The 26,763-nt window shown below is 63.3% G+C and carries 23 protein-coding genes and 3 pseudogenes; 17 read left to right on the top strand and 9 right to left on the bottom strand.

The features are described 5' to 3' along the window. The first annotated feature begins 23 nt into the window (after nt 1–23). From ACFWAY_RS18260 to ACFWAY_RS18240, 5 genes are all read left to right on the top strand, one after another. Nucleotides 24–761, top strand: coding sequence for an SDR family oxidoreductase (locus ACFWAY_RS18260; protein WP_156046606.1), 738 nt, complete (start codon nt 24–26; stop codon nt 759–761). Nucleotides 762–857: 96 nt separating this feature from the next. Then, entirely contained in the window at nt 858–1,616 is a 759-nt protein-coding gene (locus ACFWAY_RS18255; RefSeq protein ID WP_378511543.1) for an SDR family NAD(P)-dependent oxidoreductase, read from the top strand. A gap of 254 nt (nt 1,617–1,870) precedes the next feature. Continuing rightward, a complete protein-coding gene (locus tag ACFWAY_RS18250; RefSeq protein WP_378511542.1) occupies nt 1,871–3,964 on the top strand; it encodes a hydantoinase/oxoprolinase family protein in 2,094 nt (697 codons plus the stop codon). Continuing rightward, nucleotides 3,961–5,991 carry a hydantoinase B/oxoprolinase family protein gene (locus ACFWAY_RS18245; RefSeq protein ID WP_378511541.1) on the top strand — a complete coding sequence of 677 codons (2,031 nt, stop codon included), beginning with the start codon at nt 3,961–3,963 and terminating at the stop codon, nt 5,989–5,991. Before ACFWAY_RS18250 ends, ACFWAY_RS18245 begins: the two co-directional genes overlap by 4 nt. A gap of 238 nt (nt 5,992–6,229) precedes the next feature. Next, entirely contained in the window at nt 6,230–7,015 is a 786-nt protein-coding gene (locus ACFWAY_RS18240; RefSeq protein WP_378511540.1) for an enoyl-CoA hydratase-related protein, read from the top strand. A gap of 224 nt (nt 7,016–7,239) precedes the next feature. Here ACFWAY_RS18240 and ACFWAY_RS18235 read toward each other — a convergent pair whose 3' ends face one another. After that, the gene (locus ACFWAY_RS18235; protein WP_378511539.1) at nt 7,240–7,407 is read right to left on the bottom strand and encodes a hypothetical protein; all 168 of its coding nucleotides are present in this window, start codon (nt 7,405–7,407) and stop codon (nt 7,240–7,242) included. A 60-nt stretch (nt 7,408–7,467) separates the two neighbouring features. On the opposite strand from ACFWAY_RS18235, the gene ACFWAY_RS18230 reads away from it, so the two are divergent. Next, a complete protein-coding gene (locus ACFWAY_RS18230; protein ID WP_378511538.1) occupies nt 7,468–7,689 on the top strand; it encodes a hypothetical protein in 222 nt (73 codons plus the stop codon). 1,016 nt (nt 7,690–8,705) lie between these two features. On the opposite strand, the gene ACFWAY_RS18225 is transcribed toward ACFWAY_RS18230, so the two are convergent. Further along, on the bottom strand, nt 8,706–10,040 hold the full coding sequence (locus tag ACFWAY_RS18225) for an MFS transporter (RefSeq protein ID WP_378511537.1): 1,335 nt from the start codon (nt 10,038–10,040) through the stop codon (nt 8,706–8,708). Between the two features lie 757 nt (nt 10,041–10,797). Between ACFWAY_RS18225 and ACFWAY_RS18220 the strand changes: the two genes are divergently transcribed. From ACFWAY_RS18220 to ACFWAY_RS18210, 3 genes are all read left to right on the top strand, one after another. Beyond that, a complete protein-coding gene (locus ACFWAY_RS18220; RefSeq protein ID WP_378511536.1) occupies nt 10,798–12,795 on the top strand; it encodes a flavin-containing monooxygenase in 1,998 nt (665 codons plus the stop codon). A gap of 772 nt (nt 12,796–13,567) precedes the next feature. Beyond that, a complete protein-coding gene (locus tag ACFWAY_RS18215) occupies nt 13,568–14,707 on the top strand; it encodes a CaiB/BaiF CoA transferase family protein (RefSeq protein WP_378511535.1) in 1,140 nt (379 codons plus the stop codon). A 64-nt stretch (nt 14,708–14,771) separates the two neighbouring features. Beyond that, nucleotides 14,772–15,812 (top strand): GntR family transcriptional regulator, encoded by a 1,041-nt coding sequence (locus ACFWAY_RS18210; RefSeq protein ID WP_378511534.1) that lies wholly within the window; start codon nt 14,772–14,774, stop codon nt 15,810–15,812. Between the two features lie 538 nt (nt 15,813–16,350). Here ACFWAY_RS18210 and ACFWAY_RS18205 read toward each other — a convergent pair. After that, nucleotides 16,351–16,644, bottom strand: a complete 294-nt coding sequence (locus ACFWAY_RS18205) for a hypothetical protein (RefSeq protein ID WP_378511533.1) — start codon at nt 16,642–16,644, stop codon at nt 16,351–16,353. 342 nt (nt 16,645–16,986) lie between these two features. On the opposite strand from ACFWAY_RS18205, the gene ACFWAY_RS18200 reads away from it, so the two are divergent. The 3 genes from ACFWAY_RS18200 to ACFWAY_RS18190 all read left to right on the top strand — a co-directional run bounded on the left by ACFWAY_RS18200 (nt 16,987) and on the right by ACFWAY_RS18190 (nt 20,115). Then, nucleotides 16,987–18,204 (top strand): MmgE/PrpD family protein, encoded by a 1,218-nt coding sequence (locus ACFWAY_RS18200; RefSeq protein ID WP_378511532.1) that lies wholly within the window; start codon nt 16,987–16,989, stop codon nt 18,202–18,204. Nucleotides 18,205–18,278: 74 nt separating this feature from the next. Continuing rightward, complete coding sequence (locus ACFWAY_RS18195; protein ID WP_378511531.1) at nt 18,279–19,133, top strand: patatin-like phospholipase family protein; 855 nt, start codon at nt 18,279–18,281, stop codon at nt 19,131–19,133. A gap of 283 nt (nt 19,134–19,416) precedes the next feature. Next, the gene (locus ACFWAY_RS18190) at nt 19,417–20,115 is read left to right on the top strand and encodes a response regulator transcription factor (protein ID WP_378511530.1); all 699 of its coding nucleotides are present in this window, start codon (nt 19,417–19,419) and stop codon (nt 20,113–20,115) included. A 75-nt stretch (nt 20,116–20,190) separates the two neighbouring features. On the opposite strand, the gene ACFWAY_RS18185 is transcribed toward ACFWAY_RS18190, so the two are convergent. Beyond that, the gene (locus ACFWAY_RS18185) at nt 20,191–20,379 is read right to left on the bottom strand and encodes a hypothetical protein (protein WP_378511628.1); all 189 of its coding nucleotides are present in this window, start codon (nt 20,377–20,379) and stop codon (nt 20,191–20,193) included. A 339-nt stretch (nt 20,380–20,718) separates the two neighbouring features. Between ACFWAY_RS18185 and ACFWAY_RS18180 the strand changes: the two genes are divergently transcribed. Beyond that, nucleotides 20,719–20,946, top strand: a complete 228-nt coding sequence (locus tag ACFWAY_RS18180; protein ID WP_378511529.1) for a hypothetical protein — start codon at nt 20,719–20,721, stop codon at nt 20,944–20,946. 227 nt (nt 20,947–21,173) lie between these two features. On the opposite strand, the gene ACFWAY_RS18175 is transcribed toward ACFWAY_RS18180, so the two are convergent. From ACFWAY_RS18175 to ACFWAY_RS18165, 3 genes are all read right to left on the bottom strand, one after another. Further along, nucleotides 21,174–21,464 carry a DUF4193 domain-containing protein gene (locus ACFWAY_RS18175; protein WP_378511619.1) on the bottom strand — a complete coding sequence of 97 codons (291 nt, stop codon included), beginning with the start codon at nt 21,462–21,464 and terminating at the stop codon, nt 21,174–21,176. 74 nt (nt 21,465–21,538) lie between these two features. Beyond that, nucleotides 21,539–22,342 (bottom strand): hypothetical protein, encoded by an 804-nt coding sequence (locus ACFWAY_RS18170; protein ID WP_378511528.1) that lies wholly within the window; start codon nt 22,340–22,342, stop codon nt 21,539–21,541. Nucleotides 22,343–22,380: 38 nt separating this feature from the next. After that, nucleotides 22,381–22,608 carry a hypothetical protein gene (locus ACFWAY_RS18165; protein WP_378511527.1) on the bottom strand — a complete coding sequence of 76 codons (228 nt, stop codon included), beginning with the start codon at nt 22,606–22,608 and terminating at the stop codon, nt 22,381–22,383. A gap of 221 nt (nt 22,609–22,829) precedes the next feature. Here ACFWAY_RS18165 and ACFWAY_RS18160 point away from each other — a divergent pair, with 221 nt between their 5' ends. Both ACFWAY_RS18160 and ACFWAY_RS18155 read left to right on the top strand, forming a co-directional pair. Next, a complete protein-coding gene (locus ACFWAY_RS18160) occupies nt 22,830–23,444 on the top strand; it encodes a helix-turn-helix domain-containing protein (RefSeq protein ID WP_378511526.1) in 615 nt (204 codons plus the stop codon). After that, complete coding sequence (locus ACFWAY_RS18155) at nt 23,438–24,139, top strand: RES family NAD+ phosphorylase (protein ID WP_378511525.1); 702 nt, start codon at nt 23,438–23,440, stop codon at nt 24,137–24,139. Before ACFWAY_RS18160 ends, ACFWAY_RS18155 begins: the two co-directional genes overlap by 7 nt. A gap of 575 nt (nt 24,140–24,714) precedes the next feature. Here the strand turns inward: ACFWAY_RS18155 and ACFWAY_RS18150 are convergent. Then, nucleotides 24,715–25,139, bottom strand: a pseudogene (locus tag ACFWAY_RS18150) (N-formylglutamate amidohydrolase). Here ACFWAY_RS18150 and ACFWAY_RS18145 point away from each other — a divergent pair. Further along, nucleotides 25,077–25,235: a hypothetical protein gene (locus ACFWAY_RS18145; protein WP_378511627.1), complete on the top strand. Its 159-nt coding sequence runs from the start codon at nt 25,077–25,079 to the stop codon at nt 25,233–25,235. The pseudogene ACFWAY_RS18150 and the gene ACFWAY_RS18145 sit on opposite strands and share 63 nt — an antisense overlap. Before the next feature lie 314 nt (nt 25,236–25,549). Beyond that, nucleotides 25,550–25,843: pseudogene (locus ACFWAY_RS18140) on the top strand (hypothetical protein); the annotation flags it as partial. A gap of 530 nt (nt 25,844–26,373) precedes the next feature. Here ACFWAY_RS18140 and ACFWAY_RS18135 read toward each other — a convergent pair. After that, nucleotides 26,374–26,763: pseudogene (locus ACFWAY_RS18135) on the bottom strand (TIGR03086 family protein); the annotation flags it as partial.

Genomic DNA, 26,763 nt, shown 5'->3' with positions numbered 1-26,763 from the left:
GAATGGAACAGGAAGAGGAAGTCATGTCAGAAATCCAAGACAAAGTTGTCGTGATTACTGGAGCGGGCGGTGGTATCGGGGAGGCGACAGCGCTACGACTGGCTGCAAGTGGCGCCAAGGTCGTCGCTGGGGACCTGCAGGAAGATCGCCTCAAAGAGTTGGCGGACCGCGTCACGGCCGCAGGCGGTGAGGTGGCCTACGCGCGGACCGATGTCCGTCAACGTGCTGATGTAGCCAAACTCGTCGCTCTAGCGTCTGAGCGTTTCGGGAAGCTCGACGTCATTGTCAACAACGCCGGCATCGGTCCTATCGCTCCTTTGGACGACCTGTGCGTCGACGATTGGGAGGCGATGATTGATATCAACCTCAAGGGTGTCCTGTACGGAATCGCCGCGGCCCTACCCATTTTCCGGGCCCAGGGATTCGGACACGTCGTCAATACCGCGTCCACCGCGGGACACAAGGTTGTACCGAACCAAGCGGTATACGCCGCCACGAAGTTCGCAGTGCGAGCATTGTCCGAAGGTTTGCGGCAGGAAGCCGGCGAAGATCTGCGCGTAACCATAGTATCGCCTGGCTTCGTCAACACGGCTTTCGTCGAGGCTATTAACAATCCCGATGTCAGAGCCCAACTGATCGAAGCGCGGGACAAGTTCGCTGTTCCCGCTGACGCGATCGCTCGCGCGATCGCCTTTGCGATCGAGCAGCCTTCCAATGTCGACGTCGGTGAGATCGTCGTTCGACCTACCGCCCAGAGCTGACTCATCGCACCGGTCAGCTGAGGTTGTCTTCATGTCACCTTGGCTGAGCGGGCCGTCAAATCGACGTATTACAACTCCGCTGAGAGGAAACAAACAATGTCTGGAATCGAAGGAAAAGTCGCGGTTGTCACCGGCGGCGCATCAGGAATCGGCTTCGCGATCGCCACGGAGTTCGTAGATCGCGGCGCTAGCGTTGTCATCGCCGACCTCAACCAGGAGTCGGTGGACAAGGCGGTTGCCGAAATCGGCTCGAAGTGTTCGGGTTTCGCTGCCGACGTTTCAAGTTCCGCGGACATGGACTCGCTGTACAAAGAGGTGATGGCGCGGCACGGGCGGCTGGACGCTGTCGTGGCTAACGCCGGCATTGGCGATCACGGTGCTCTCGGCACAATTACCGAGGAACAGTTCGATCGAACGTTCAACACCAACGTAAAGGGAGTCCTATTCACGGTCCAGTCTGCGCTCCCGTTCCTCACTGAGGGCAGCACAGTTGTCCTTATCGGGTCTACGGCGTCTATCCAGCCGCCCCGCGGAATGAGCCTTTATGGCGGCGCGAAGGCTGCTGTGCGTAATTTCGCTCGGACCTGGATCCAGGACCTCAAAGGCTCCGGTATTCGCATCAACGTCGTCAGCCCCGGTGCTGTGGACACCGAATCACTCAGGTCAGCACTCGGCCAGGCTCTCGGGGAGGACAAGGTCGCCGCCGCGGTCAAGTCCATGGGAGAAGACAACCCAGTCGGACGGATCGCGGACCCCCTTGAAATTGCCCGAGCCGTCGCTTTCCTTTCCAGTGACGAGTCAAGCTTTATCACCGGCGTAGAACTGTTCGCGGATGGTGGCCTAGCCCAGGTTTAAGCCACGTTGCCGATTGGCCGGAACCAGCCAATCGGCTGACAACCCGACGCTTCAGCGAATCACCCCGCTCGACGGCCGACCTCAGCGACGGCCCCAAATTCTCGTAAGCCACGACTGCAGAGAGGCAGTTCGATGAAGGCAAAAGTAGAGGTCGCGATGGCGGTGCTCATCTACGGCACCGCCATCCGTTCGACGCGGGTCGGTATCCCTGACTCGCAGACTGTTCCGAGTCAAGGATGTAAGGGGTTTGAACGGTGATCGAATACCAAATCGGCTGCGATATCGGCGGCACCTTCACCGATGTCGCAGCTGTAGCCAGCGACGGCAGTGTATTTATCGATAAGGCATTCACCACCCCCGACAACCTGACCTACGGGTTGGTTGATGCGCTGGAGAACCTAGCAAAAAGGGTCGAGGTTCCGCTGACTGAGCTACTGGGTGCCACGAGCCGATTCGTCAACGGCACCACCGTGGTCACCAACTCGATCGCCGAGCTGCGGGGGGCTCGCGTAGGGCTGATCACAACCGAGGGTTTCGGGGACAACCTTTTGGTCGCCCGCTCGGCCCGCAATGCACACCGCGACCCGCATCAGCAGCTGAACCTGCCACAGATTGTGCCTCGCAATCGGGTGGTGGAGGTCACCGAACGGGTGGACCGCAAGGGCACAGCCGTGGTGGCCCTGACAGAAGCAAATGCGCGTCACGCGGTGAAAACACTGGTCGGTGAGGGAGTTGAGGCGATCGCAGTATCACTACTGTGGAGCTTCCTCAACCCAGAGCATGAAGAACTGATCGCCCGCATCGTCGAAGAAGAACATCCGGACATCTTCCTGAGTGTCTCGGCCAGGCTGCATCCCGTCATCCGGGAATACGAGCGGACCATGACCACGGTGCTCAACGCCTTCACCGGCCAGCGGGTTGCCGAATACATCGGGCGCGTCGAAAGCGAGCTATCCCAGCGCGGGCTTCGTGTACCAGTGGTCTTCATGCAAGGGTTCGGCGGAACCCTGTCTGCTGAAGAGGCACGGAAACGGCCGATCACACTGATCGACTCCGGACCTGCCGGTGGGGTTATCGGTGCACGCGCGCTCGCTCGCCGGCTGGGTGTCACCGACTTAGTGACCGCCGACATGGGTGGTACGTCGTTCGATGTGTCGGTGCTGCAGGGCGCCGAACCCTTGGTCACTCAACGGGTGATGCTTCGTGAGCAGTTCCTTACGGCATTGTCCAAGATTGACGTCTTCCCGATCGGCGCAGGTGGCGGCTCAATCGCATGGCTGGACTCGCGGGGCGTCCCGCAGGTCGGGCCACGCAGTGCGGGAGCTGAACCCGGCCCGATCTGCTATGGCAAGGGTGGCACCGCACCAACGGTGACCGACGCGGTCGCGGTACTCGGCCTGCTCGACCCTGCGGCGTTCCTTGGTGGGCGCCGGGAACTGACTGTAAGTCAGGCCGAGGAAGCACTAGCTCGTGAGCTGGGTAAGCCGCTTGGATTGGATGCGGTGCAATCGGCCGCTGCCGTCTATCGGATGGTGACCGCGAACATGAGCAACGCAGTGCGCTCGGTGACTGTGGAACGCGGGCACGACCCTCGCACCTTCTCCCTGTTCGCCTTCGGCGGCGCCGTTGGCATCTTTGCTGCCGACATCGCTCGCAGCCTCGGCATCCGGCGGATCGTACTGCCCTCGGATGCGGCGGTGTTCTCCGCCCACGGCCTGTTGGCCAGCGACGACGTACGCACTCACGCCCGGTCAGCGATGTGGAGTGGTGGAGATGCCACCGATGTCGCGGCCAGCCTGCGTGAGCTGGATGCCCAGCTCACGCAGTCGCTGCGGGACGCTGGCTATTCCGATGATCAGATCGACGTCCAGTGGCAAGGCGACCTCAAGTTCGCCGGCCAGCAATGGGAATTGAAGGTGCCCATCCCACGCAAGGACGAACTGACAGAGGCCGACCTGGTCAAGGTGCAGGAAGCGTTCCCTGAACGCTACGAGGCCGAATACGGCAAGGGCACGGCATGGGTCGGCAACCCTGTCGTACTCATGTCGGTACGCGTGATTGCGACTGGACACGCCAAGAGCTACGAGCCGGCACCGGCCGTGGTGCGAAAGGCATCCGCGCAGTCCTCCGGGCGGCGCTCGGTATACCTACCGCTCGCTGGAGAGCAAGTCGAGCTCGACGTGTACCACGCCGATCAACTAGCACCCGGTGCGCGGCTGGTCGGCCCGGCGATGGTGGAACACCCACTGACCACCATTCAAGTACCGCAGGGCTGGCAGCTCGAGATGGACCAATGGGGTAACTGCGTACTCACGGACATCAATGTAGACAAGGAGGTTGTCCAGTGACCACAAACGAATATGACCTGGTTACCGTTGACATCTTCGCTAAGGCTTTGGAAAACATCGCTAGCGAGATGGGCGTGGTGATGATGCGTTCATCCGGAAGTCCTGCAATCGCCGAGGCGGTTGACTTCTCCACCTTCATCGCGGATCCCAAGGGCGACATCATTTGCTATTCGGGCTACATCCCCTTCTACTTGGGACCCGCGCGGCAGGCAGTGCGACACATTGTCCAGACTGTCCCTCCGGAACAGATCCGTCCAGGTGACATGTTCATTTGCAACGATCCGTTCACCACGGGTAGCTCACATCAGATGGACATCGGAGTCGTCCGGCCAATCTTCGCGGGCGACGAACTCATCGCCTGGTGCTGGGCTGAGGCGCACGTGGCTGACTTCGGTGGGATCGCCCCCGGCGGATTTGCTCCAATGGCCACCGAGACCTACGGGGAGGCGCTTCGACTTCCTGGCATCAAGATCGTCGACCAAGGCGAGCTGATCGACGACATCTGGCGGATCATCGAGACCAATATCCGAGTACCCCATATGGTCCTGTCAGATATCCGGTGCTTCATCGCCGCCTGCAACCGCTGTGATGACCGAATGCAGGCACTACTGGAACGCTATGGACTGTCCGACTTCAAACGATATGTCGGCATAAGTCAGGACCTGGCAGAGGAGGCTGTCCGGAAGCGCATCCGTAGCCTGCCGGACGGCGTCTACGAGACCGAAGATTTTGTCGAGCACAACGGGCACACCAACGACCTGTACAAGGTGCATTGCAAGCTCACCGTCGACGCCGATCGAATGAACTTCGACTTCTCCGGCTCGGCTCCGCAGACCGACGGGTTTGTCAACTGCAGTGCACCAACGACTTTCGGCGCAGTCACCACCCCGCTCCTGATGTCACTACTCTGCGACCTGCCGATCAACGAAGGCACGCTGCGACCGATCGAATTGGTCACCAAACCGGAGACCGTCTGTGACGTCCGGATGCCCGCCCCGGTGTCCGCCGGCCATATGGAAACCGGGATGCGCGTCATGAAAGTAGTCACCGCGCTGATGGGCCAGATTCAGGCGCAGAGTGACGATCCGTTCGTCCGGGAGCACGTGATGGCCCCTTGGCAGGATTCGTGGAACGGCAGCGTCTTCTACGCCCCGGACGAGGGCGGCCAGCTCGCCCCCTTCCTGGATATGCATGGCGGCGGCAGCGGCGGCGGCGGGCAGGCCGTCGCGGACGGCATGGACGTGGGCGGCGCGTTGGGACAGCCCCAGAACAGCGTGCCGGATATCGAGATCAACGAGCTGAGCTACCCCGTCCTGTACCTCTGGAGGCGGCTGAACGCCAACTCTGGCGGGCCGGGCCGATACCGAGGTGGCGATGGGCTCGACCTCGCCTGGACTCCCTGGTTATCAGAGGGTGGGCCCGTACACGTTTTCGTCAGTTGTTGGCAGGTTCCACCTCCTGGAATGGTCGGAGGATACCCGGGTTCAAGCAGCGGATTCGACCTCGTCAACGGAGCTCATGCCGATGCTGTGTTGGCCTCGGGAAGGGTCCCCACCACACTTGCCGAGCTGGATGGTCAGGTCAGAGCGCTGGATGCAAAGCACTTCGGCATGGTTGCCGACATCGGAGATGTGTTGCACATGCACGCTGGCGGTGGCGGTGGCTACGGTGACCCGCTGCGTCGCGAACCTACTCGGGTAGCCGACGACATCTCAGCCGGGATCATCTCTGTGGCAGCCGCGCGCGCGGCATATGGCGTTGTACTGACTTCCGGTGGCGCGCTGGACGAGACGGCAACAGAAGCGGAGCGGGCGCGACTGAGGGCCGAGCGGCTGGACTGGGAACTGGTCGGGTCGGACTCCGAGGCTGTTCGGGTGCGGCGTGGACCGGCTGCGGACAGACTTTCCGAGCTTGACCAATGGTGTCAGCCGCTGGACACCGTCGAGCTGATCGAGGTCGCAGACGCCGAAACTGGCGAGCTACTTCGGGTGGAGGTTCGGGTCACTGGTGATGATCTGGTCCGCTGAGCTCAGCGGACACCGCACGCACTCGATGGCGAGGGAAGTCGCGTCAATGACGACAAGACCGTCCACGATGGTGAGCGTGGGGAAAGTGCGCCGCAAATAGAGTCGACTAAGACGGTGATCGATCGTGGTCCTTTGAAGAAAACCGCTCCAACGATGATGACGTTCGCCATGGTATCAGTGATGCTTCCTCGATTTATCAGATGAGTTCAACTATGGATCCGACCCGAGAGTATCTGCGATGAATCACGAATCCGTTGTCCACGAAGATCTCTCCGGCGAAAATGCAGGAATTCGCATCGTCCGTATCACCAGGCCGGCCGTGCGCAATGCATTGAACCTGACCACGAAAGCGTTGCTTGTCCAGGAGCTTTCGGATGCAGACGCGGATGCGAATGTGCGAGCGATCGTCCTCACGGGAGATGCCGGCGTGTTCGTGGCGGGTACGGACCTAAAGGAGATGTTCACCTTTCGGCCTACCGACCACCTTACGTACGAGCCGGGCCGCGTGTTCTCCGTCCTCGATACGCTGGGCACTCCAGTGATCGCCGCGGTCGAGGGCTACGCCCTGGGTGGAGGCTGCGAGCTGGCGATGGCCTGCGACCTGGTGGTCGCCGGTGCTTCGGCGAAATTCGGACAGCCGGAGATTAGGGTTGGGTTGATCCCCGGCGCCGGCGGGCTGAGCCGTTTGGTGCAGCGTGCCGGAAGAGCGCGGGCCCTGCGCATGGTGCTGACCGGTGAGCCCGTGGACGCGATGACTGCGCAACAGCTCGGCATTGTGTCCGATGTCGTGGCCGATGGCGCCACGACGGAAGCCGCCATCGCGATCGCCGCGACGATCGTGAAGCAGCCGCCACTGAGTATTCGGTCGATCCGCGCCGTGGCCCGACATGCGGAGAACGCGCCGCTTGCAACGGCAATCGAGCTGGAACGCACCAGTTTTCAACTCTTGTTTGACACCGCTGATCACAGCGAAGGCATTGCCGCCTTCCTCGATAAGCGCACCCCGACATACGAAGGAAAGTAATGGTGTCGATCCACCCGGTCCTCATCGATTATGTCTGCCCATAGGCTCCTTTGGAAATGCCCGCTGCCGCGGATCCAACTCCTTACGCGACGGGTGATCAGACTTTCTAAGCGGGCTACGTCGCCGACGTGCTGCGTTCGAGACGTCGAAGCTGCCGGCCCTCACCGACAGAGCATTCCACCGCGCGAGATGCTGCAATGGTTGGGTTCGTTAGGTTGTCGGGGTCAAGCCACTTGTAGGATTCGGTCGTGGTGGGCGAGTCGTTCGAGGTGTTGGTCGGTGGTCATGTAGTGCTGCGTGAAACGACGAGCGGTGGCGTTGTACCGTTCCCCCAATGCGAGCAAGCGCCGTTCGACGGCATCGAGGTCCTCGAGATCGTTGGACGAGAGCACTTTGCGTTGAATGGTCGAAAGTAGCTTTCGCCTGGGTGGGCCACGAGGCGTGCACCGGGTATGAACATTGACTTCGTTTCTGATTTCCTGCCCAGCGGCGACTTCGCAGGCGCGACGAAGAAGCGCTCGACTGCGCCTGCGGCCTTTGCTTCTCCGACCCGACCGCTTGGCAACAACCCCCGACGAATTGACGAATCCAACCATTTAGACATTGATTTCGCACCATCTCCCGCGAACGCCCAGCCCATGACATGGTTCCCGCTGCAGCCAACCTGTCGGTGACCGCCGGTAGGTTTCTGGCGTGACGATCGAACAGGGTGGACGGAACCGGCAGCGTTGCAGTTTGTGTGGTGCCGATCGGTGAGTGGGGTCTGGCACCGGACCGCGGCGGCCGCCCGGATCGTGGGTGCCGTGAGCTCGTCGCGGGCAGCGGGCACCCGCCGGGTCGACGCCTCGGACTGGCTCCGCTTCCGCACCTGGTGCGACGCCTGTGTGGGCATTCGGCGCTGTTGGAGGGTGGAGCAGTCGTACTCGAGGTCCACGTGAATCGGTGGACATCGGTGATCGGGGCACGATCAACGTCCGGCGAGCGCGCCGAACGCTGGCCAGCTCCACGTTGTCGGGATTCGCTGCGACTACGTCCGAACGGTGACCGGCCCCGGAGTCCTTAGGCGTCGTTGCTGGTCGAGGACATCGCCGGCATCGTTCAATCCGCCCGGTGGTCTGTTCAGGAGCTCCGCGACAGCACCCTGTTGCTTGATGGCTTGGCGGGGGTGAACGCGGGTGGACATCCTTCGACTGTGAAGAACACGGCAATGGTCACCGCGGCGCTGACGATGGCGTTGTTGAGGCGTGATCACGCTGGCCGAGTGGCCGGTTCGCACCTGATCCATCACCGTGATGCAGGTAGTCAGGGGAGGGTGGACGGGGTCGTCCAGTGCACGTCGATGGCGTTCGCGGAAACGCGTGTGCTGGGATGGTTTGCGGGCCCGACATTGACTGGTTCAGTCAATGTCGGGCCCAGTGCTGTTGTTTACATCACTCGAGTCGGTCGACTTCTCGGCAACCGACTCCGACCAGAGATTGCCTGTCGACGCTGCACATGCGAGATCATCTCTCTCCCACGTCCTGATCTCGATGCTCGCCGCCGGTATCTTCGACTGCAGCCTGTAATCCTGTTCGAAGTCGCAGACGGCTCAGCATTCACATCCGTGTGGTGAGGGGGTGTACCTGGTCGTGGTCGAGATCGCCTCATTCATGGCCTCCTGGAAGCATTCCTCCACCCGCCACGTAGCAATCTACGACTGAAGCCGTTGGGCGGCACGCACGATCGCGCGGTCCCGCTCGGGGTTCGCCAGCAGAATCGCGAACAGGGCGCACACCGCAGCGATGAGACCGAGGACCTGGAAGGAGGTCGCGTAGCCGGCGGCCGGTGTGCTCGCGGCGTCGACGATGAGTCCGGTCCCGTAGGGTGCGATGAGACCACCAGTCGCCATGATCGCAAGGAACACCCCCAGCGTTCCGGCGGTCTGGTGCGGCGGACAGATTTCTGAGATCGCGGCGTTGAGCATTGGGAATACCGAAGACGCGAAGCCGTAGCCGAGCGAGACTACGAGCACCGCCATTGCCGGGACACTGATGGCCGGCAGGATGAGAAGGAAGGCACCGCAGATCAACACGCCGGTGGCTGGAATCACGATGCGGATGACGCGACTGGACACGCCGCGGGTGATGAGTCGGTCGCCGATCGTCGAAGTCAGGAGCATCAGTATCAACCCCGTAATGCTGGGGAATGCGAACATGGACCCCGACTGTAGGCGACTGTAGCCGAGGCCGACCTCGAAGTAGGACGGTAACCAAGTGAGGACGACCGAGGACATGGCGTACACACTCATCACCAGAAATACGCCGCAGATGAAGGTACGGGTGGTGAAGATCCGGATCCACGGGATGGACGGCTCAACCAAGTCGGCCTGCGTCCCATCGACGGTCTCCTTTTTCTTGCCGCTCCCGACGTAGGGGCCTTGCCTCCACACCGCCAGCCACACGATGCACCAAATGACACCTGCGATCGACAGGGCCACCAGCGCTGTTCGCCACCCCATCGTGACGGTGAGGTAGGCCAGCAGCGGAGCCACGGCGATCTTCGCAACTGACGCGGCGCCGGCCAGCAACGCACCTGGGAGAGCGCGCCGAGCGGGAGCGTGCCACGAATAGGCAGCAGTGTGCAGAAGAGCTGAAGTGGGCCCCTCAGCGATACCGAGCAGCAACCGACTCACGATCAGAACTGCAAACGTTGCGGTGACGACCATCGGCAGCATCGACACCGACCATCCCAGCGCGAGAAGGACCAGTGCCCACCGCAGGGTCATCCAACGGTTGAGCGTACCGGCGAAGAACCCACCGATGGTGAAGGTGAGGAAAAAGAGACTGCTGACAAGGCCAATCTGTGACGCCTTGAGACCCAACTCCTCCGCCAACGGTTGGGCGATGATGCCCAAAACGGCCTTGTCGGCGTAGTTGACGATGTAGAGGAGAACGAGGAGGGAGGTCAGGCCCCACGCAGTGCGGCTGGATTCGGTTCCGGGCTCGATCGCCCTGATCACCGCTCCCTTGACGGTTCTGGTACTCATTTTCTGCTGTTCCCTTTCGGTGCTCTGATCACTAGAGGGGTGGATCGCATTAGCAACCGAAAAGCGATGTGGTTCGAAGCCTCGCGGCCATCGGTTCGGTATGCCCTGGGTTGAGATGTGTCAACTGTGTTTGACAGTGCGGTGAACCGGCTGGGCGTGCCCAAAGACACCGCCACACCTCGAGATTCGCGCGTGTGGTTGGCGAGGGGTCATGAAAGTGTCTGTCGGATCGGTGGCTGTTCGAAGATCGAAGGGTCAGCCGGGTGCGGGCATTGGTCGGTGCGCGCTCACCGTGCCGAGAAACGTGGACATCTGGCTTCGTCCACGACGCGGGTGGTCATACCCCACAGCTTCCTGCCGACGCTGCAGTGCACGATTTTCTATCGAAAATAAGATGTCGGCGCTGTCCACTATCAAACTAGACCGAATGTATTGTGTCTAGACTTGACTTTTGGGTGCCGGTTCGTTCCAAGACTGCGCGATTGCGGTTCCGTCACCTCCAGGGGCGCAGGAGTGACGGCCGCGGCCGCGTAGGTGCCCGTCAATCGCCTCAGTTACCACCAATGGCCAGCGTATATGCCAGCCGGAGCACCTCCCTGGAAGCGGACTGATGCTACTGGCGTGAGATCGCCGACGGGAGTCATGTCCAGACTGCGCACGGTGTCTTCCAGGTTGGGGATTGACCCTGGCCGCGATGCTGATATGTTCAGATTCGATATTATATCGAATCAATCGATCTGTTTAGCAAGGAGTACGTATGACGATGGAACTGGCGACGGGCAGCGCAATCGCGGACCGTTTCACTACGACGGTGGAGCGTCGTCGCTTGTCGGAGGACGATCTCCGCGCTCACCTGGCAACACAGGATTCTGGATTGCTTCTGCTGTCCCTGGTACATGTGACAGGCGACCTGGAGCTCTTGGACACTTTCGGACCCCGCGTGTTGGCGACGTATGACAACCGACCATTCGCATTCACTACGTCTGCGGATTCGCAGGGAGCCGCGCGGGACGAGCTCATCGAGATGACAGTGAAGGCTCTCGACCGCGATCCCGCCGAGCAACTTCCCTATCTGAAGGGCGACGATCTGGACGACGAGACGTTTCGACGGATGATGTCGTTGGCTACTGGCGTCGAACTCGACAAGCGTTGGGTTGCAATGCTGCGCGAGCAGGGTGGCTTCAACGAGGCACGCCCCATCCAGCCCATCAACCGCGACGCGGCGACGCGGGTCCACCTCGCGATCATCGGGGCGGGCATGACCGGCCTTGCCGCGGCGGTGTCGGCCGCCGACCGCGGGTTCGACTACACAATTTTCGAGTCCGGTAGTGAAGTCGGTGGGGTATGGGCAGTGAACGACTATCCCGGCGCGGGGGTGGACACGCCCTCGGTGTACTACTCCCTGTCGTTCGACTTGAATCCCAGCTGGAGTCGCTACTACCCGATCCAATCGGAATATTTCCAGTACCTAAACGATCTAGCCGACCGGTTCGGGCTGCGGGAACACATCAAGTTCCGCACCGAGGTTCTGCGCCTGAAGTGGATCGAAGAAGACGCTGAATGGGAAATCACCACCGTCGAAAACGGCCGTGAGTCCCGGACTATCCGAGCCACCGCCGTGATGACCGCAGCTGGTCACCTCAACCGTCCGCTGTACCCGGATCTCAACGGTCGGGAGAGCTTCAAGGGCGCCTCCTGGCACGCAAACCGGTGGGACCACTCGGTGGACCTCAGCGGCAAGCGCGTCGGAATCATCGGTGCCGGCGCAACGGCGGTCCAGATCATCTCCAAGATCGCCTCGGAAGTCGGCCACCTGACCGTCTTCCAGCGGCAACCGCACTGGATCAGCCCAAACGCTATGGGCGCCGGAATCATCGCTGACGACGAAATCTGGACCAAGGAGAACCTGCCCTACTACATCCATTGGAGTCGGTTGAAGGCGTATTGGGGCACCAGCGACTACAACGGCTATCCGATGGTCCGGGTTGATCCGGAATGGGCCAAGGACCATCTTTCGATCTCTCCCGCGAACGACGCGGTGATGCAGTCGTTCCTGCAGTACATCGACGACTGCTTCGGCTCGGACCCCGAGCTCGCGAAAAAGGTCACGCCCACCTATGCGCCCGTTGGCAAACGCCTCGTGCGCGATCCAAGCGGATTCGAGCCGGGCGGCTACTACTACGCACTAAGCCTCCCTCACGTGGACGTCGAGACTGCGAAGCTCGGGCGGGTCGTCCCCGACGGAATCTTCACGGTCGACGGAAAACTGATCGAGTTGGACGTCATCATCTACTCAACCGGCCTGACGCTGGACTGGATCTCACCGATCGAGGTCGTAGGCCGGGACGGGGTGAAACTCGGCGACGTGTGGCGGGACAACAACCCTTCCTCGTATCTCGGCGGGATGGTTCCGGGTTTCCCGAATCTGTTCGTCAACTCCGGCCCGAACACCGGCGCGTCGCACGCCGGGGGGCACAACTTCATGGCCGAAGTGGTCGACCACTTCGCGATGGAAGCCCTTCAGCTGCTCGTCAACGAGAGCGGACGCTCGGTGGAGGTGACTCAGGAAGCATTCGAGGAGTACAACCGCGCACTGGATGAGCGGATGGCCGGCTCGATTTGGGCTCACGAGCGCGGTGCACACACCTACTACACCAACCAGAAAGGCCGGCCGATCCTCCCGACCCCGTTTATGCACGTGGAGTACTGGGAAATGTCCCGCACGCCTGAAGAAGGTGCCCTCATCGTCCGCTGAGATCCTCCGCACGTTGTGCGCAGCCGAACCCGCAACCGAGTGGAGGTCGGCTGCGCACGACGGGGCCCGGCCGGGATGCCGTGCGCTCGAAGAAGTCACGCGAAGGGAGCCGCGCAGTAGCCGGTTGGGGAGTCCAGCCGGGCCTTGGCAGGTCGGCGTAGTGAAAAGAGATGGACGAGGTCGGCGCCATTGTCTATCCGCACGGGCCGACTGACCGCCGCAAGTACCGAACGGATAGAGACATCAGCCATGGAGAGAGTTCGCTCCTCTCTGAACAAAGGGAAAAGATGACAAACATACCCACGACAAGCGCACCCGGCGAAACCCGCACATCCGGCACCATGGATGGCTGGACAGGCCGGCTGGTCAGGGACTTCGAATTCGGAGACACCTCCTATCACCCGCTCGGGAAGCCAGTCACCGACACGGACAACGGGTGGTTCGCTCTGCTCATACAGGACACAGCGAAAGTTCCCTTCGACGCTCACTGCGCATCCGGAGCCGGATTCGTCCGGCCACTGCTTAACTCGCCTTCCGCTCTCGTCGCTGGGCAATCGGTAGTCGACCCCCCACCAACGCTACGGCGGAACGCGAGTGGGACGATACCCGTCTCCATGCGCCAGGCTTCGCCGGCAACACGATCTACTCGCGATCCACGCACCTCCCGCTCCCGCGGCGACGTCGGAATCCTCACCGCCGCTGAGGAAGAGATGAGCAATCGCCCCGTCGTGGGATGCAGCTGTCGGACCGTGGAAGAGAGCGAGGAGAACCAGTGACCGACAGACCTTTGGACGGCATCACCGTCGTATCTCTCGAGCAGGCGGTCGCGGCTCCATTCGCCACGCGGCAACTCGCCGATCTCGGCGCACGCGTGATCAAGGTCGAGAGGAACACCGGAGATTTCGCCCGCGAGTACGACACACAAGTGCACGGGATGGCGAGCTACTTCGTCTGGCTCAACCGCTCGAAAGAAAGCGTGGTCCTCGACCTGAAGTCCGCCCACGGCCTTGCGGCCCTCCGGCAGCTCATCGCGGGCGCCGATGTTGTCGTGCAAAATCTCGCTCCGGGAGCCGTGGATCGTCTAGGGGTGGGCGCCAAGGAATCGCTTCGGGTCAACCCGGCGCTCGTCTATTCGTCCATCTCCGGATACGGCGCAGGCGGACCCTACCAGGACAAGAAGGCCTATGACCTCCTGATCCAATGCGAGGCCGGGTTGCTTTCCGTCACCGGCACACCAGATTTCCCGTCCAAGGTGGGGATTTCCATCGCAGACATCGCCGCCGGCATGTACGCATACAGCGGCATTCTGTCCGCCCTTCTCAAGCGATCCCGCACCGGCGTTGGTCAGCACATCGAAGTGTCCATGTTGGAAGCATTGGGTGAATGGATGGGGCACCCCTACTTTTACGCCGAATATGGTGGCCAGTCTCCGGCGCGGACGGGAGCCTCGCACGCCACGATCGCACCTTATGGACCGTTCGACTGTTCTGATGGCGTCGTGTTTATCGCCATTCAAAATGATCGCGAGTGGACCAGATTCTGCGCGGAGGTTGTCGAACGTCCCGAACTTACCGAGGACGTGCGCTACGCCGACAACGCCCGCCGCGTGCAGAATCGATCGGAACTCGAGGCCACTATTCGTCCTGTTCTTAGATCTCTCCTCAGACGAGAGGTCACCGATCGGCTGGATTCGGCATCGATCGCCAACGCAACGCTGCGAACGATGGAGGACTTCTCGGCACACCCACAACTCGAGGCGCGGGGGCGGTGGCGTCAGATCGATTCTCCGGTCGGCCCGCTGCGCAGCCTGGTCCCACCAGTCAACGGAGATTGGGAACCGCGAATGGACGGCGTTCCCGCGCTGGGCGACGACACTATTCGTGTGCTGGCGGAGTTCTGCAAGGACCTGTAGCAGATTTCCGATATTATATCCTTTTGAGGTTCCGGTTGAGGGTCTGGTGCGCGGAAGGTGGTACATGGCTGAGGGAGCGAACACTCCAGGTGAACGGCGCCAACTGGGGGATGTAGCGGCAGCATATGTGCGAGACCAGATCATTTCCGGAGGGTGGGGCCCTGGTACGCGCGTCAAGCCGGAACTGATTGCCACCCACCTCGGCATATCCTCCACGCCCGTGCGCGAGGCTCTTCAGGCTCTGCGATCGGAAGGGCTGGTCGTGCTCGCCCCCCGGCGTGGATTTACCGTCGCCGATGCCGCCAGCAAACTTGCAGGCAAAGCGGTGGTCCCTGGCGATTCTGGGGAAAGCGCGGCAGAGCGCGCCGGGCGGCCGGAGGACGTTCGGATCGGTGATGAAGTCGCGTCCTACATTCGCAACCAGATCACGTCGGGAACGTGGACGCACGGCACCCGCGTCAAGCCGGAACTGATTGCCTCGGATCTGGGGATATCCGCCACCCCGGTACGGGAGGCACTCCACGCTCTTCGATCGGAAGGTTTCCTGGAGTTGGCCCCACGGCGCGGCTTCGCGGTTGCACGGATAACTGGTGATGACATTCGCGACATGTTCGTTGCCCAATCGTTCATCGCCGGCGAACTCGCTGCACGCGCAGCAGACCGGATCACGCCCGAAGGCATCATGCGGATAGAGAACGTCCATGAACGTTTGACATCAGCCGCGAACGAAGGCGACATCGAGGCACTCGGATATTGGAATCAACAGTTCCACAAAGAAGTGGACCTCGCTTCGGGATCCCCGCGACTGGCCTGGGTCCTCACGCTTGTCTCTCGATACTCCCCGCAGAGTTTCTACGCCGACATCAAAGGCTGGTCACAAACGACCATCGATGACCACGCAGGTCTACTCGAAGCCATCCGTCGGCACGACGCGCAGGCGGCCCGCTCTGAGATGTTCGACCACGTTCATCGATCTGGCGAGCAACTCGCACGACACATTGATGAACGCCTGGCTGCTGCTGAAAATGATGCCCAGCGGCAAGCCGAAGACACAACTGGTACGAGCGGGGAAGCCCGCTTACTTTCGTCGCCACAAGCACTTTGACGAGGCTGTTGCTATCAGCGGGGCACGGTACGTACATGCGAGTTTTGTGGGACTTCTCCGCGACGTGATGCTCAGTCACAAACGGTGCCCGCCGAAAGCTCACGACAAGCTTGGCGGAGGCATCTGGCTCCGCACATAAGCGCATCGCCATGGGCGCCTCATGCGCCGCAGCCTTCCCGGCGTCGATCTGCCCGGCCGCTCGCATCAGATCGCGAGCGAGTCGACATGTAGGTCTGCGCCCTCGGGAACAAAGTGGCGAGGGCGCCGCGATAGCGGTCGGCGTCGAAGAGGGACAGCCCGGTGTGCGATGACACCGCGATCATGCATGTAAAGCCATGCCCATGCCCGCATAGGAGCCTAAAACCCTGCGGCGCAGATTAGACACTGCGCCTTCCGGGTTGCCGGTAGAAGGTGAGGGCGCCGCTGCGGACGCCGTGGTCGACGATTGCGGCGAAGCTGGTGGGATATCAACGGCGACCATCGGCTGGTGGCTGAAACCGTTGCAGCTCGTCCCTATTTGCTAACTAAATGGGCTGATTCATAATTTCGGCGTGGGATGTTGCCAGGCGGTCGGGTCGCCGAGGTACAGGCCACAGGCGCAGTCGAGTGCGTCCTCGGGACTGCCGGCGAAGTTTCCGTTGGGCAGCACCGAGTCCTGGTACTTGCCGCTGCTGCCGAGGTAGATCGCGAATCCCCACACCCTGGCGGATCCGCCGTACAGCAGTCGCATCAACGGAATCACTGTCCCGTCGGTCAGTACGCCGTCGACGTAGGCGAAATTGCTGCGGAATCGGGTGTTGATCGTGGACAGTTGCGAAACCGGCTTCGCCACCACATTAGATCGACTTGCGGGTCGTGCGTAACAAAAGCAACAAGCGGGTGCCGGCGGCGCCGGTCGCACGATCACCAGGTCACCCGGAAAGCCGCTCACAATGAGGACGGTTGGGCGCTTCGACTGCTGAGTGCAGCAGGAATCGGTGTCATTCTATTCTCGATATGCTACTTTATATCGAAAATGTACTCTCGCCGCGTTGAGGCCAGATGCGCGAGGAGCTGTACGTCTCCTCGCGCTGTCGCGCAGATCCACAGCGTCCCCTCATGACATACGGACACCACACCTGCGATTCGAATCTGCCGGTTAGTTTGAGCCGGCTTGCACCATGGAGATATAGATATGACCATCGCACTTGCCTTAGCTGAATGGGCACACTCCCTGCACCCGACTGACACCGACCTCTCGCTAGCGCAACGTTCACTGGTCGATACCATCGCTGTCACCCTCGCGGCGCGCGATCACCCCCTCGTCAAGACCACGTCCACATTGAGCGAACTAGCGCATTGGGCGTCGACCGGACATGTTCTCGACTTCGACGACCTCCACATGGAATCGACGACACACATCAGCGTCGTGATCGTCCCCACGGTGCTCGCCGCTGGCGGGACCGCGGAGGCATACCTCGCAGGTGCAGGCGTGATGGCGCGCCTCGGCAACGCGCTTGGATGGTCGCACTACGCGAGAGGATGGCATGCGACGTGCACAGCAGGGGCGCCGGCCGCCGCGGTGGCAGCCTCCCTCTCGCTTGGACTCAATATCGAGCAAACAGCCCATGCCATCTCACTCGCCATACCCGCAGCCGGCGGAGCCCAACGGGCCTTCGGAACGCCCGGCAAGCCTTTACAGGTGGGATTTGCGGCGGAGGCGGGCCTACGCGCTGCGCTTCTTGCTCGGGCGGGGGCCCGGTCCGATCTGCGCGTCGTCGACGATTGGTTGGCGTTGGTCGGAGCTCGTCACATCGCCATCGACACTTCCGGGTCGGCGATCCCTAACGGGCTCGCCATCAAACTCTTCCCGTGCTGCTACGCGATGCAACGGCCGATCGGTGCGATGCGCTCGATCCGCTCGGAACTCGAGATCCGGGATATTGCGGCAATTCGAGTGTGTACGCCCGCCGACACCGTGCGGCCCCTCATCCACCACAACCCGACGACCGGGCTCGAAGGCAAGTTCAGCCTCGAGTACGCTCTCGCCACCGCCCTTCTCGATGACTTTCCCGGATTTGCCAGCTTCACCGACGCCGCGGTTCAGCGGCCAGACGCCGACTCCTTGGTACGCCTGGTAACAGTCGAGCTCCCAGAAACAAGCGACGACAACCTGCTTGCAGGAGACGTCAGAATCTCCGTCCAACGACACGACGGAAGTTGCGCGGAAGCGACTCTTGCGCTCCCACCAGGATCACCCGACTTGCCACCGACCCCCTCGGAGATGGCGGCAAAAGTCGCGAGCTGCGGAATCGATGTTCCGGACCTGACCGCATCCCTGACTTGGGAGAATGCCGCCCACCTACTTCGCGATCAACTCCCGGTTTTGATGCGCGAGACGGCATCGGCCTGAGGTATCCACATGAGAGACAGTCGACTGACGCCTCCGACCTCCCTGCGGTATCGCACGTAACGACAAGGAAGAACATGAGCCACAGTGAAATCCGCCGCGCGGTAGTCCTGGGCGGCGGCGGAGTCACCGGCATCGCCTGGGAAATTGGCGTGCTAGCCGGTCTGAGCGAGTCCGGGATCAGTCTCGCCGATCACGCCGACGCGCTATACGGCACGTCCGCAGGAGCATTCGCTGCGACCCTGATCGCTAGCGGCGCCGACATCGCGCAGCGCTATCGTGATCAATTCGAACCTGACGATTTCGAGATCGCGGTCGCGATGCCGGACGACCTCGCGCAGCGATACAGCGAGGCAGTCCAAGCCAACTATGGCAACGCGATCCCGTTGGCAAAGGCATACGGCCACATCGCCCGCACGTCGGACCCCGTAAGTCCAGATGTGCGGCTCAGAGTCGTCCGACACCGCCTCGGCGCGGACCGCTGGCCAAATGACAGGCTTCGACTAACCGCCATCGATGCCGACACCGGAAAGCTTGTAGTGCTTGATAGTTCATCCGGCTTAAGCCTCGTCGAAGCGGCCAACGCCAGCGGTGCGGTACCCGGCATCTGGCCTATGGTCCGTGCTTGCGGACGAAACTGGATCGATGGAGGAATGATCTCCGCCGCCAATGCCGAACTCGGCACGGGATTCGACCGCGTTTTGGTAATCGCGCCGGTGCCGGAGTCGACGGCTGGCTTCGACTCCGTCGATGCTGTCGCGGCCAAGTTGCGCGAAACTGCGGAAGTCACCGTGATCACACCCAACAGGGCAGCTGTCGAGGCGATCGGACCGAACGTCTTTGACCCCAGCCGACGGGGAGCTTGCGCGTATGCCGGCCTGATCCAGGCCCACGAGGCTTCCGCCGAGATCCTCGCGCGATGGGTTGCCTAGCTCGTCGATCTTAAGAATCGGCGCGGCGACGCTGAGCCCCAGGCTCATTCGTCCAATTCGATTTGGTCTTGAAACCACCGGGCCGCAGCACTACGCCGCCATCGTCGTGGCAGGCCGGGTCCTCCAGACGCTGGGCGCGCGCGGCTTGTCGGTTCACCCCGTCACGCATCACCCGCAGACGGCGGCTCCGCGGAGGGGAAATCATGCGACGCGCTGCCGACGCCCCCTCTGTGGGCCGATCCTCGGTCCGAGGAGCTCTTAAGAGGCAATCCGAGGAATGCGTGTGAACTCATTCAGCATCCCGGCGGCAGTCCCGCTGTGTGTGTTGCTCATACATGCGGATGTGGAACAACTCCTCATCGACCATGTTCGAACTGCCGGTGTCGCGACCGTCGATGTGGCGGTCCTCGACCTAAGATCGAGAGGTCAAGCCCAAAACGCGGTACGGACTCTGAGGGCTACACGATTCGAGGGCGCAGTCGTCGTGATCAGTCAGTGTCGTTCCAGTCATCAGCGGATCGCCGCTCTAGAGGCAGGCGCGGATGATGTCCTCGACGTGCAGGTGGGCGAGGCGGAACTCGTGGCGAGGATTCGCGCGATACTTCGCCGTACAAAATTCATACCGCAACCGACCTCGCCGCCGAATGTGCCGAGTCTGTCCTTGAACTGGGTGTGCAGAACTGTCGAACGCAATGGATTGCGCAGGACCCTCACTCAGACGGAATTCAACCTCATGGTCGTGCTTGCCATGAATGCTGGCCGCGTTGTACTCAGTCAGCATCTCCTACTGATCGTGTGGGGGGTCGCTACTGAATCGAGGACGAAGAAGGTCCTCAATACGTACATCTTCTCGCTACGCCGGAAGTTGGCGACGATCGGTGCGCCACACGCAGTCCACACGACCCGAGGAGTAGGTTTCTCGCTACAGGTCTCGAGCGTTCAGGGCGCGTCGATGAGGAACAGTCCGGCGCCCACCGGGTGATCCACGCAGACACGAACGCGATCGCCGGGCCGTCCTCAGGGAGCCGTCCCCAGTCGAACACCTCCAGGGGAGTGGTCAGGTCGAAGGAGATAATCTGGCGGCTTGACCGTCGACGAACTCGCCGGTGCCTTCGAGCCGGGCCGCGAAGTCCTGTATGTAGTGGATGTGGGCGGCGATCTCCTGCGGGGCACATTGGTCCATGGGGATGTCGGTGACGGCGGCCGGGGCGCCGCGGTAGTGCTTGAGCAGCGGGTACTTGGCCATGGGGTTTCTCCTCGGTGCAGGTTTGCGACCCCGTTGTGGTCGCGTTCACTGCAGGGACGGAGGCGGTCCCGCATTCTCGACATCGCCGTACGAAACTTTGTGTGGCCCTCGCATCTGAACCAGCACAGAGCAGACTGCGCTGCCCCTGAGTGCTCGTGTTGGAGGAGGAAATTGCCCCAGGAGCACGCACCCCCGGGAGCGCATCGAGAAGTGATGAGTCGGTAGGGATGCGGTGCAGGTTCAGCCCGGCAGCGGCGAAAGGTGGTGTGGGTGCCTGCGGTCGGACAGGGCGGGTCTGGCTCTCGCGCAGGCGTCCTGTGCTGCGGTTGAATGGGTGGCATGGGGTCGTCCGCGGGTGAGCAGCCGTGGCAGACGTTGTCGGATTCGGGGCTGGAGTTGGTGTGCGTACGTGGGCCGCAGTGCCGGTGGGCGGATCTGATCTTGCTCGGGGATGAGGCGGTGGGGGAGCTGACCTGGCTGGCTCGGGAAGCTGACGAGATCGCCGAGCAGTACTGCCGCGACGACCCCGGGAGCGGCACGCCGGTGTCGCGGCGGCCCTGGAGCTGACCGGGGCGGGCGGAGCCCGATGGTACTGGCCCGTGGTGTGGGCCGTCTACGGCCCGGTGAAGAACGTGCTCAGCCCCCGTGCCCTCGGATGGGTGTTCGGGTGCTTGGGGTGTGTGCGGTGCGGTGACACTACGGCGGCGATGATTCCGGTCAGGTAGGTGACCTCAGGAGGGGTGCACCATGTTTCGAGGGTCAGCAGATGCGTCCCTCGGATGTATCGCCTGTTCTCAGGCGCAGTCCCGGCAGATCAGCTGTACGCCGCTGGCGAGTCGACTGCGGTGATGGACCAGAAAGCAACTGGTGCAGGTGAATTCGTCCGATTGTTTCGGGATGACGCGGACGGTGAATTCTTCTCCGGACAGGTCGGCGCCGGGCAGCTCGAAGGATTCGGCGGTGTCGGTGTCCTCGACGTCCACGACGGGGGACTGGGTGTCTTTCCTACTGGCAGTCAGCTGTTCGAGGGAGGTATCCGTCTCGTCGGATTCGGTGACTCTCGGTGCGTCGTAGTCGGTGGCCATGGCTGTGTACCTCATGCTCTGCGTGTTCGGACCCGCCAGATTAGAGGGTCCGGCGGCGCGACCGCCGCCCGGGGTCACGGGGTTCTGTGGTCGGTGTGCGCCAGTCGAAGGGCATCAGTAGCAGTACCGGTACCGCGGGCGACCAGCACGATGGCGGCCACGTAAGGGTCGCTTCGGTGCATCGGGTGGTGCACCGGTCTCGGCGGCCCAGCCGGACGGATCGTGCAGCGTCGATGGTTCGGCGTCAGCTCGACGCGCCGACCGGCGAGGACCGGGTGGGATGTCGGAGTGCGGCCGCGGCCATCGTGAGCGCGACGGCGTCTTCTGCGAGCGCGGCTTGCCAGTCCGGCATCCGCCGGCTGGCACACTGCCGCCACCGCGCGCCGCCGTAGGAGCCGGCGAGAGCGCCGATGGTTTCCGAGGATCAGGGCCGAGGCCGTGTCGGCCCGGTCGCGGTGGGCCAGTGCCGCCGCTCCTGCGCCGCCTGCGGCGACTCGTCCGGCGAGCGCGGGTGGGGCGAGGCGCGACGGCACGTTCGGATGTTTGTCGGCGACGAGTTCGCCGCCGACGAGCGCGGTCGCGCCGAGGAGCCGGGTTCGGTGTGCCGGGCCCTGTCGGCTCGAGAGGAGTGCTGCCGCGATGCCGGTGGAACTGCGCAGGCCGCTGGCCACCCCGATCACGGCCGAGCGGACGGTGCTCGACCGTTCCGCCGCCGGGTCGGCCCGGCGCCCCGCGACCTTCTCCTGTTGCCGTAGCACGGTGGTGACGGTGGCGCCGCAGACCAGGTGCGGCACGAGGTCGCTGAGCCAGTCCTCGGCGGTCCACTGCCGCGGGTCGCTGATGCCGCGCAGGGCGATCGGGATGTCGGTGGCCGCCATCGCGGCGAGACCGATCCCGACCGTTCCCGCGGTCGGGGTCAGCCGGGCGCCGGCCTGTGGATGAGGGCCGCGGCCACGCCGAGTCCGGTGCCGACGGCGATCCCGCCGAGCGCCCCGAACGCCGACCGCCTCGCCGCGAGCGCGTCACCGCGTCCCGGTATCGCGACGCTCAGCGTGGATGCGACGGACTCGACCGTCTTTTCCGGGACGGTGCTCGCGCAGCGGCCCCGGATCGCCATGTCCAGGTAGGTGAAGGCACTGAGCATTGTGGTCCCGCTGCACCGGCGACGATGCCGGTGGTGACAGTGTTCATCGACATGCCTCTCGCGTGATCCGACTACGGGGTCGTCCTCACGGCCCCCCAGCGGCGTGCCCGGCAAACTCGGCCAGTGGGATGGACGCGGTCGACGTGTTGGAGACTCATATCGCTCCGGAGGCCGCAGGTTGCGTAACTTGTTTATCTTGGTTAGTGCCGTAGCATTGAGGTATGAGTACCAAGGCGCACGCTGGACGCACCAACCCTCGTACGGCGGCGGCCGGGCGGAAGGGCCGCGCGGGCCGGGCGGCGGGGTTTCCGACAGTCCTCGAGGATGCGCTCGCCAGTGTGCCGGAGAGCGAGCGGGAGGGTTTCGTGCTCGGGGTGGTCGGCGACGACGGCGACGGACTGGATCCCGCATTGTGGGGTCCGGGACCGTCGTCGGCCGAGCGTAAACGGGCCGCTCTGGCGAACCTGCGCCGGCAGTACCAAGCGCGTCGGACGGTGGTGGAGTCGTCGCTGACCCGCCCGGAGGTAGCGGAACTGCTCGACGTCTCCGAGCAGGCGGTCCTCGACCGCCTCAAGACGGGGGATCTGGTCGGGTTGAAGAAGGGGCGGGAGTGGAGGTTGCCGTCCTGGCAATTCCACGCGGACTCGGAGCTGGGATTTGTGCCCGGACTCGCGCAGGTGAGTGCGGTGTTCGCCGGAGGAGCGGTGTCGTTGACCGAATGGGCACTCTCCCCGAACCGGGACCTCGACGAGGCAACTCCGGCCGAGGCCCTGGCAGCCGGGCACGTCGACGACGTGGTGCGGGTGGCCCAGGTGGGTACCGCGGCCGCGTGGTAGCCGCACTCGCCGCACCGGCACGGCCGCTGCACGGCGGACAGGGCTGGATGTGGCGGTGGCGCGACCCCAGCGCCGGGCACCCATGGCGGTGGTGCCGCATCTATCACCCGTCCCCGCACACCCCGGACGGGATCACGCACCGCAGCTTCGGGCCGTTGCACCGGCTGGATCCGCACCTGCCGGGCCCGGGTGGCGTTCCGCGTGAGTGCCCGGAAGGCCGCTCGGTGCTGTATGTCGCCGGCAACGTGGCCACGGCAGTCGGTGAGGTGTTCGGCGACTACCCGGCTGCCGCGGTGTGCCCGCGCTACCGGGTGGCGTTGCTGCGACCGACGGCGCCGCTGGCTGTGCTCGATCTGCGGGGTCAGGGAGCGGCGATGCGGATCGGTGCGTTGCCGTCGTTGGCCACCGGCGACTATCCACGTCCGCGTACCCAGGCATGGGCGCGGGCGATCTATGAGGATCAGCCGGTGGCTCGGCAGCGGATCCGCGGGGTTTATTACAATGCTGCGCATTCGAACGGTCCCGCTTTGGCGTTGTGGAACACCGAGTCTCGGGTCGAGGTGGTCCGCAGTGCGCGCGGGGAGGTCCAGGACTTCGCGCTGGCGGATCCGAGGATGTGGCCGCGGATCGTCGATGCCGCGGTCGGCATGGGTATGCGCGCGGATCTGGTGCCCGGCTGTCACATCTGCCCGTAGCTCGGAGCGTAAGGGGGGCCTGTTGTTCGGGCGTCGGGCCGCCGGACTGGTTGATCGTTCGCCGGTGGGCTGGCCGTGGCGGGGCGAGGTTTCCAGTTGTACCGACACTCGAGATGAGGGGCGGTTCCTCTCATCTCGTTGTCGGGTGGCAGCTGGGTTCGGGGTTGGGACCTCCGGTGGGCGGCGGGGCGAGCGTGAACCCAGATCGAAGACGCGGTGCGGGCGCTGCGTGAGGCAGCGGGGACTGTGGCCGACCCGGTCCGCCGAACTCGCTGCCGCCGAGGACGACCGTGGCCGGCCTCGTGGAGTCCTCAGCTCGCGTCGATCGTCTGGCCCACGCCCACCTCGTCGCGGCGGCCATCGCGACCACGGTCACCGACCTCACCGAAACAATCGGTACCCGCGCTTACCGGGTCGCGGTCTCCGGAGGCTGTGACGACCACGTCCAGGATGTTGTGGCCGCGCGGTGCGCCATCGCCGCGTCGTACCAGCCGACCCGGTTGGGGCCGCGTGTATTGGTTACTGGGGGACGCAGGTCAAGATCAGATTTGGTTGCGCCGCTCCGTCGGTGAGCGTCAGGCCGTCGTGGGAATGGTGATCTGCTCGTTGCCGGCGATGGCAGGCAGCAGATAGTGCGGGCAGGTGAGCACCCGAGGAGGCACCGGGATCGCCTGCCGGTCGGTGTCGAGGTATAGGCGGTAGGCGAGCTGCCCGCGTCGATGGGTGCCGGTGTCCGGGTCGACGGCGCCGAGGAAGTACCCCTGCGGAGTATCGACGGTCGAGAGGATCGCGTGCGCCCACTCGGTAGGCTCCGCGGGCGGCAGACACAGTGGCCGACCCGTCTGTTCGTCGACGGTGTGCACGATGGCCGTGACCGCGAACCCGGCCACGGCCGGAACCACAGCTCTGCCGCGATGTCGAACGGCACGATGGTCGTGTGGATCCGCAGCTCGATGTCCGTTCCGGTGCGGGCCGCCGCCGATGCATCCTGTACGGCCAGGTTCGGCAGCGCCTGGTGGCCGTCGGCGCGGATGCTGCCGGGATCAGCGGACATGGGGCAAGGGTACGGGCCACCGATACCTGGCCGGCGGAGTGATGACGATTCGTCCGACCGGCTATTGATCCGGCAGAATGAAGCGTTGACCTGCAGAGACGGCAGGTCCCCTAACGGAAGGACTGGACCGGTACCGGAGTGTGCGCAGGTTCATTCGGGGCGCCGCCCGAGGCATCGGCCGATCTCAGCTGGTCATAACGTTGGGCGCCGGACTTTGGGGCTCGCGCATGATTGCCCTCGTAGCTGATGGATTTCATGAGTTACGAGTGCAATCCGCGAGTTGCTAGCGGATTCCGATTCTCGTCGGCCGAGGCACCCAACGGGCGATCTTCACCGGACGGGTCAAACGCCAGGACAACACGCCTGCGGTGGCGGAGATCTGCCATCGACTCGACGGGTTGCCGCTGCCGATCGAGTTGGCGGCGGCGAGGTTGCGGGCGATGTCGCCCGAGCAGATCCTGGGGCGGCTGACCGATCGCTTCACTCTGCTGACCCGTGGCAGCCGAGGTGCTCCGACGCGGCAACAGACCCTGCGGTTGTGTATCGACTGGAGCTACGAGTTGTGCACCGCTGGAGAACAACTGGTGTGGGGTCGTCTGGCGGTCTTCGTGGGAACGTTCGAACTCGATGCCGCAGAGCAGGTCTGCGGCGCGAAGATCGCGCTGCGCGACGCTGTGGAGCCGGTGTGGCAGCGCGGTCGCGATTGTGTTCATGCGCACCCGGACATCATGGGTGCGCAATTGTGTGGCGCTGATGGTCGAACTGGCTGGTGAGGCGGGGTTCGAGTTCGGTTCTTCGATCTCCGATTGCTGGTCATCTGGTCGGGGAGTTCTCGCACGAGAAGTTCGCCGGGGACAGTTGTTCTCGTATGGCACCCTGCGTGTGTGGGAGGTGCAGGTGGCGGTGTTCGGGCGGGAGTGGGCTGCCGGGGACGGTGCGATCGCCGGGTACCGGGCTCGGGGAGGTGGTGATCACCGATCCGGTGGTGATCGCCCGCAGCGGCAGTGATCGGCATCCGATCCCCTCGCCCGCCGGTTCCTCGTCGTGGATTGAGGGTTCGGTGTTCTCTCTCAGCGCAGCCGATCTCGCCGCGCGGCGATGAAGGTGCGACGGCTGCCGGATTCTGGTCACCGGCAATAGAGCCGTGCGGCGGACTCTGTGCGTCACGCAGTTCGTTCTGTTAGGTGGTGCGGCCCAAGAAGTTCAACAGCTGGGTCTGGGCGTCGGCGTTGTCTGTGGGCGCCACCTTGGCCCCGAAGGCGTGGGGGAGCCGGATCCGGTCGTCTTCTGCGACCAGCAAGGTTCGGGCCAGCTCGACGGCCTCGGGATCGAGGTGTTCGTCCTGCCCGGTGGCGCGCGCGAAATCCCAGGTGTGAATCAGCGTGTCGGCGCACGCCATCCGCCGGACGAATTGCTCGAAAGGCAGGTTGCCGAACTCGGCACCCAATACCTGCTGGGCGGTCGCCTCCGACTTCAGGGCAGCCTGTACCCCGGCCGTCGCATCCAGCCATGCGGCCACCACGTCCTCCCCAGCGGTGGGCACCCGGTAGTCATTTCCCCTGAGCCCTGC

Origin of the sequence: Rhodococcus sp. NPDC059968, from assembly GCF_042738615.1 — a bacterium.
In the GTDB taxonomy this organism is placed as follows: Bacteria; Actinomycetota; Actinomycetes; order Mycobacteriales; family Mycobacteriaceae; genus Rhodococcus_F.
This window is presented reverse-complemented; position numbering and strand designations above follow the sequence as displayed.

Coding starts and splice junctions, on each gene's coding strand:
- ACFWAY_RS18260 (WP_156046606.1), top strand. CDS start 24: ATGTCAGAAATCCAAGACAAAGTTGTCGTGATTACTGGAGCGGGCGGT.
- ACFWAY_RS18255 (WP_378511543.1), top strand. CDS start 858: ATGTCTGGAATCGAAGGAAAAGTCGCGGTTGTCACCGGCGGCGCATCA.
- ACFWAY_RS18240 (WP_378511540.1), top strand. CDS start 6,230: ATGAATCACGAATCCGTTGTCCACGAAGATCTCTCCGGCGAAAATGCA.
- ACFWAY_RS18230 (WP_378511538.1), top strand. CDS start 7,468: ATGAACATTGACTTCGTTTCTGATTTCCTGCCCAGCGGCGACTTCGCA.
- ACFWAY_RS18225 (WP_378511537.1), bottom strand. CDS start 10,040: ATGAGTACCAGAACCGTCAAGGGAGCGGTGATCAGGGCGATCGAGCCC.
- ACFWAY_RS18220 (WP_378511536.1), top strand. CDS start 10,798: ATGACGATGGAACTGGCGACGGGCAGCGCAATCGCGGACCGTTTCACT.
- ACFWAY_RS18210 (WP_378511534.1), top strand. CDS start 14,772: ATGGCTGAGGGAGCGAACACTCCAGGTGAACGGCGCCAACTGGGGGAT.
- ACFWAY_RS18200 (WP_378511532.1), top strand. CDS start 16,987: ATGACCATCGCACTTGCCTTAGCTGAATGGGCACACTCCCTGCACCCG.
- ACFWAY_RS18195 (WP_378511531.1), top strand. CDS start 18,279: ATGAGCCACAGTGAAATCCGCCGCGCGGTAGTCCTGGGCGGCGGCGGA.
- ACFWAY_RS18185 (WP_378511628.1), bottom strand. CDS start 20,379: ATGGCCAAGTACCCGCTGCTCAAGCACTACCGCGGCGCCCCGGCCGCC.
- ACFWAY_RS18180 (WP_378511529.1), top strand. CDS start 20,719: ATGGGGTCGTCCGCGGGTGAGCAGCCGTGGCAGACGTTGTCGGATTCG.
- ACFWAY_RS18175 (WP_378511619.1), bottom strand. CDS start 21,464: ATGGCCACCGACTACGACGCACCGAGAGTCACCGAATCCGACGAGACG.
- ACFWAY_RS18170 (WP_378511528.1), bottom strand. CDS start 22,342: ATGGCGGCCACCGACATCCCGATCGCCCTGCGCGGCATCAGCGACCCG.
- ACFWAY_RS18165 (WP_378511527.1), bottom strand. CDS start 22,608: ATGCTCAGTGCCTTCACCTACCTGGACATGGCGATCCGGGGCCGCTGC.
- ACFWAY_RS18160 (WP_378511526.1), top strand. CDS start 22,830: ATGAGTACCAAGGCGCACGCTGGACGCACCAACCCTCGTACGGCGGCG.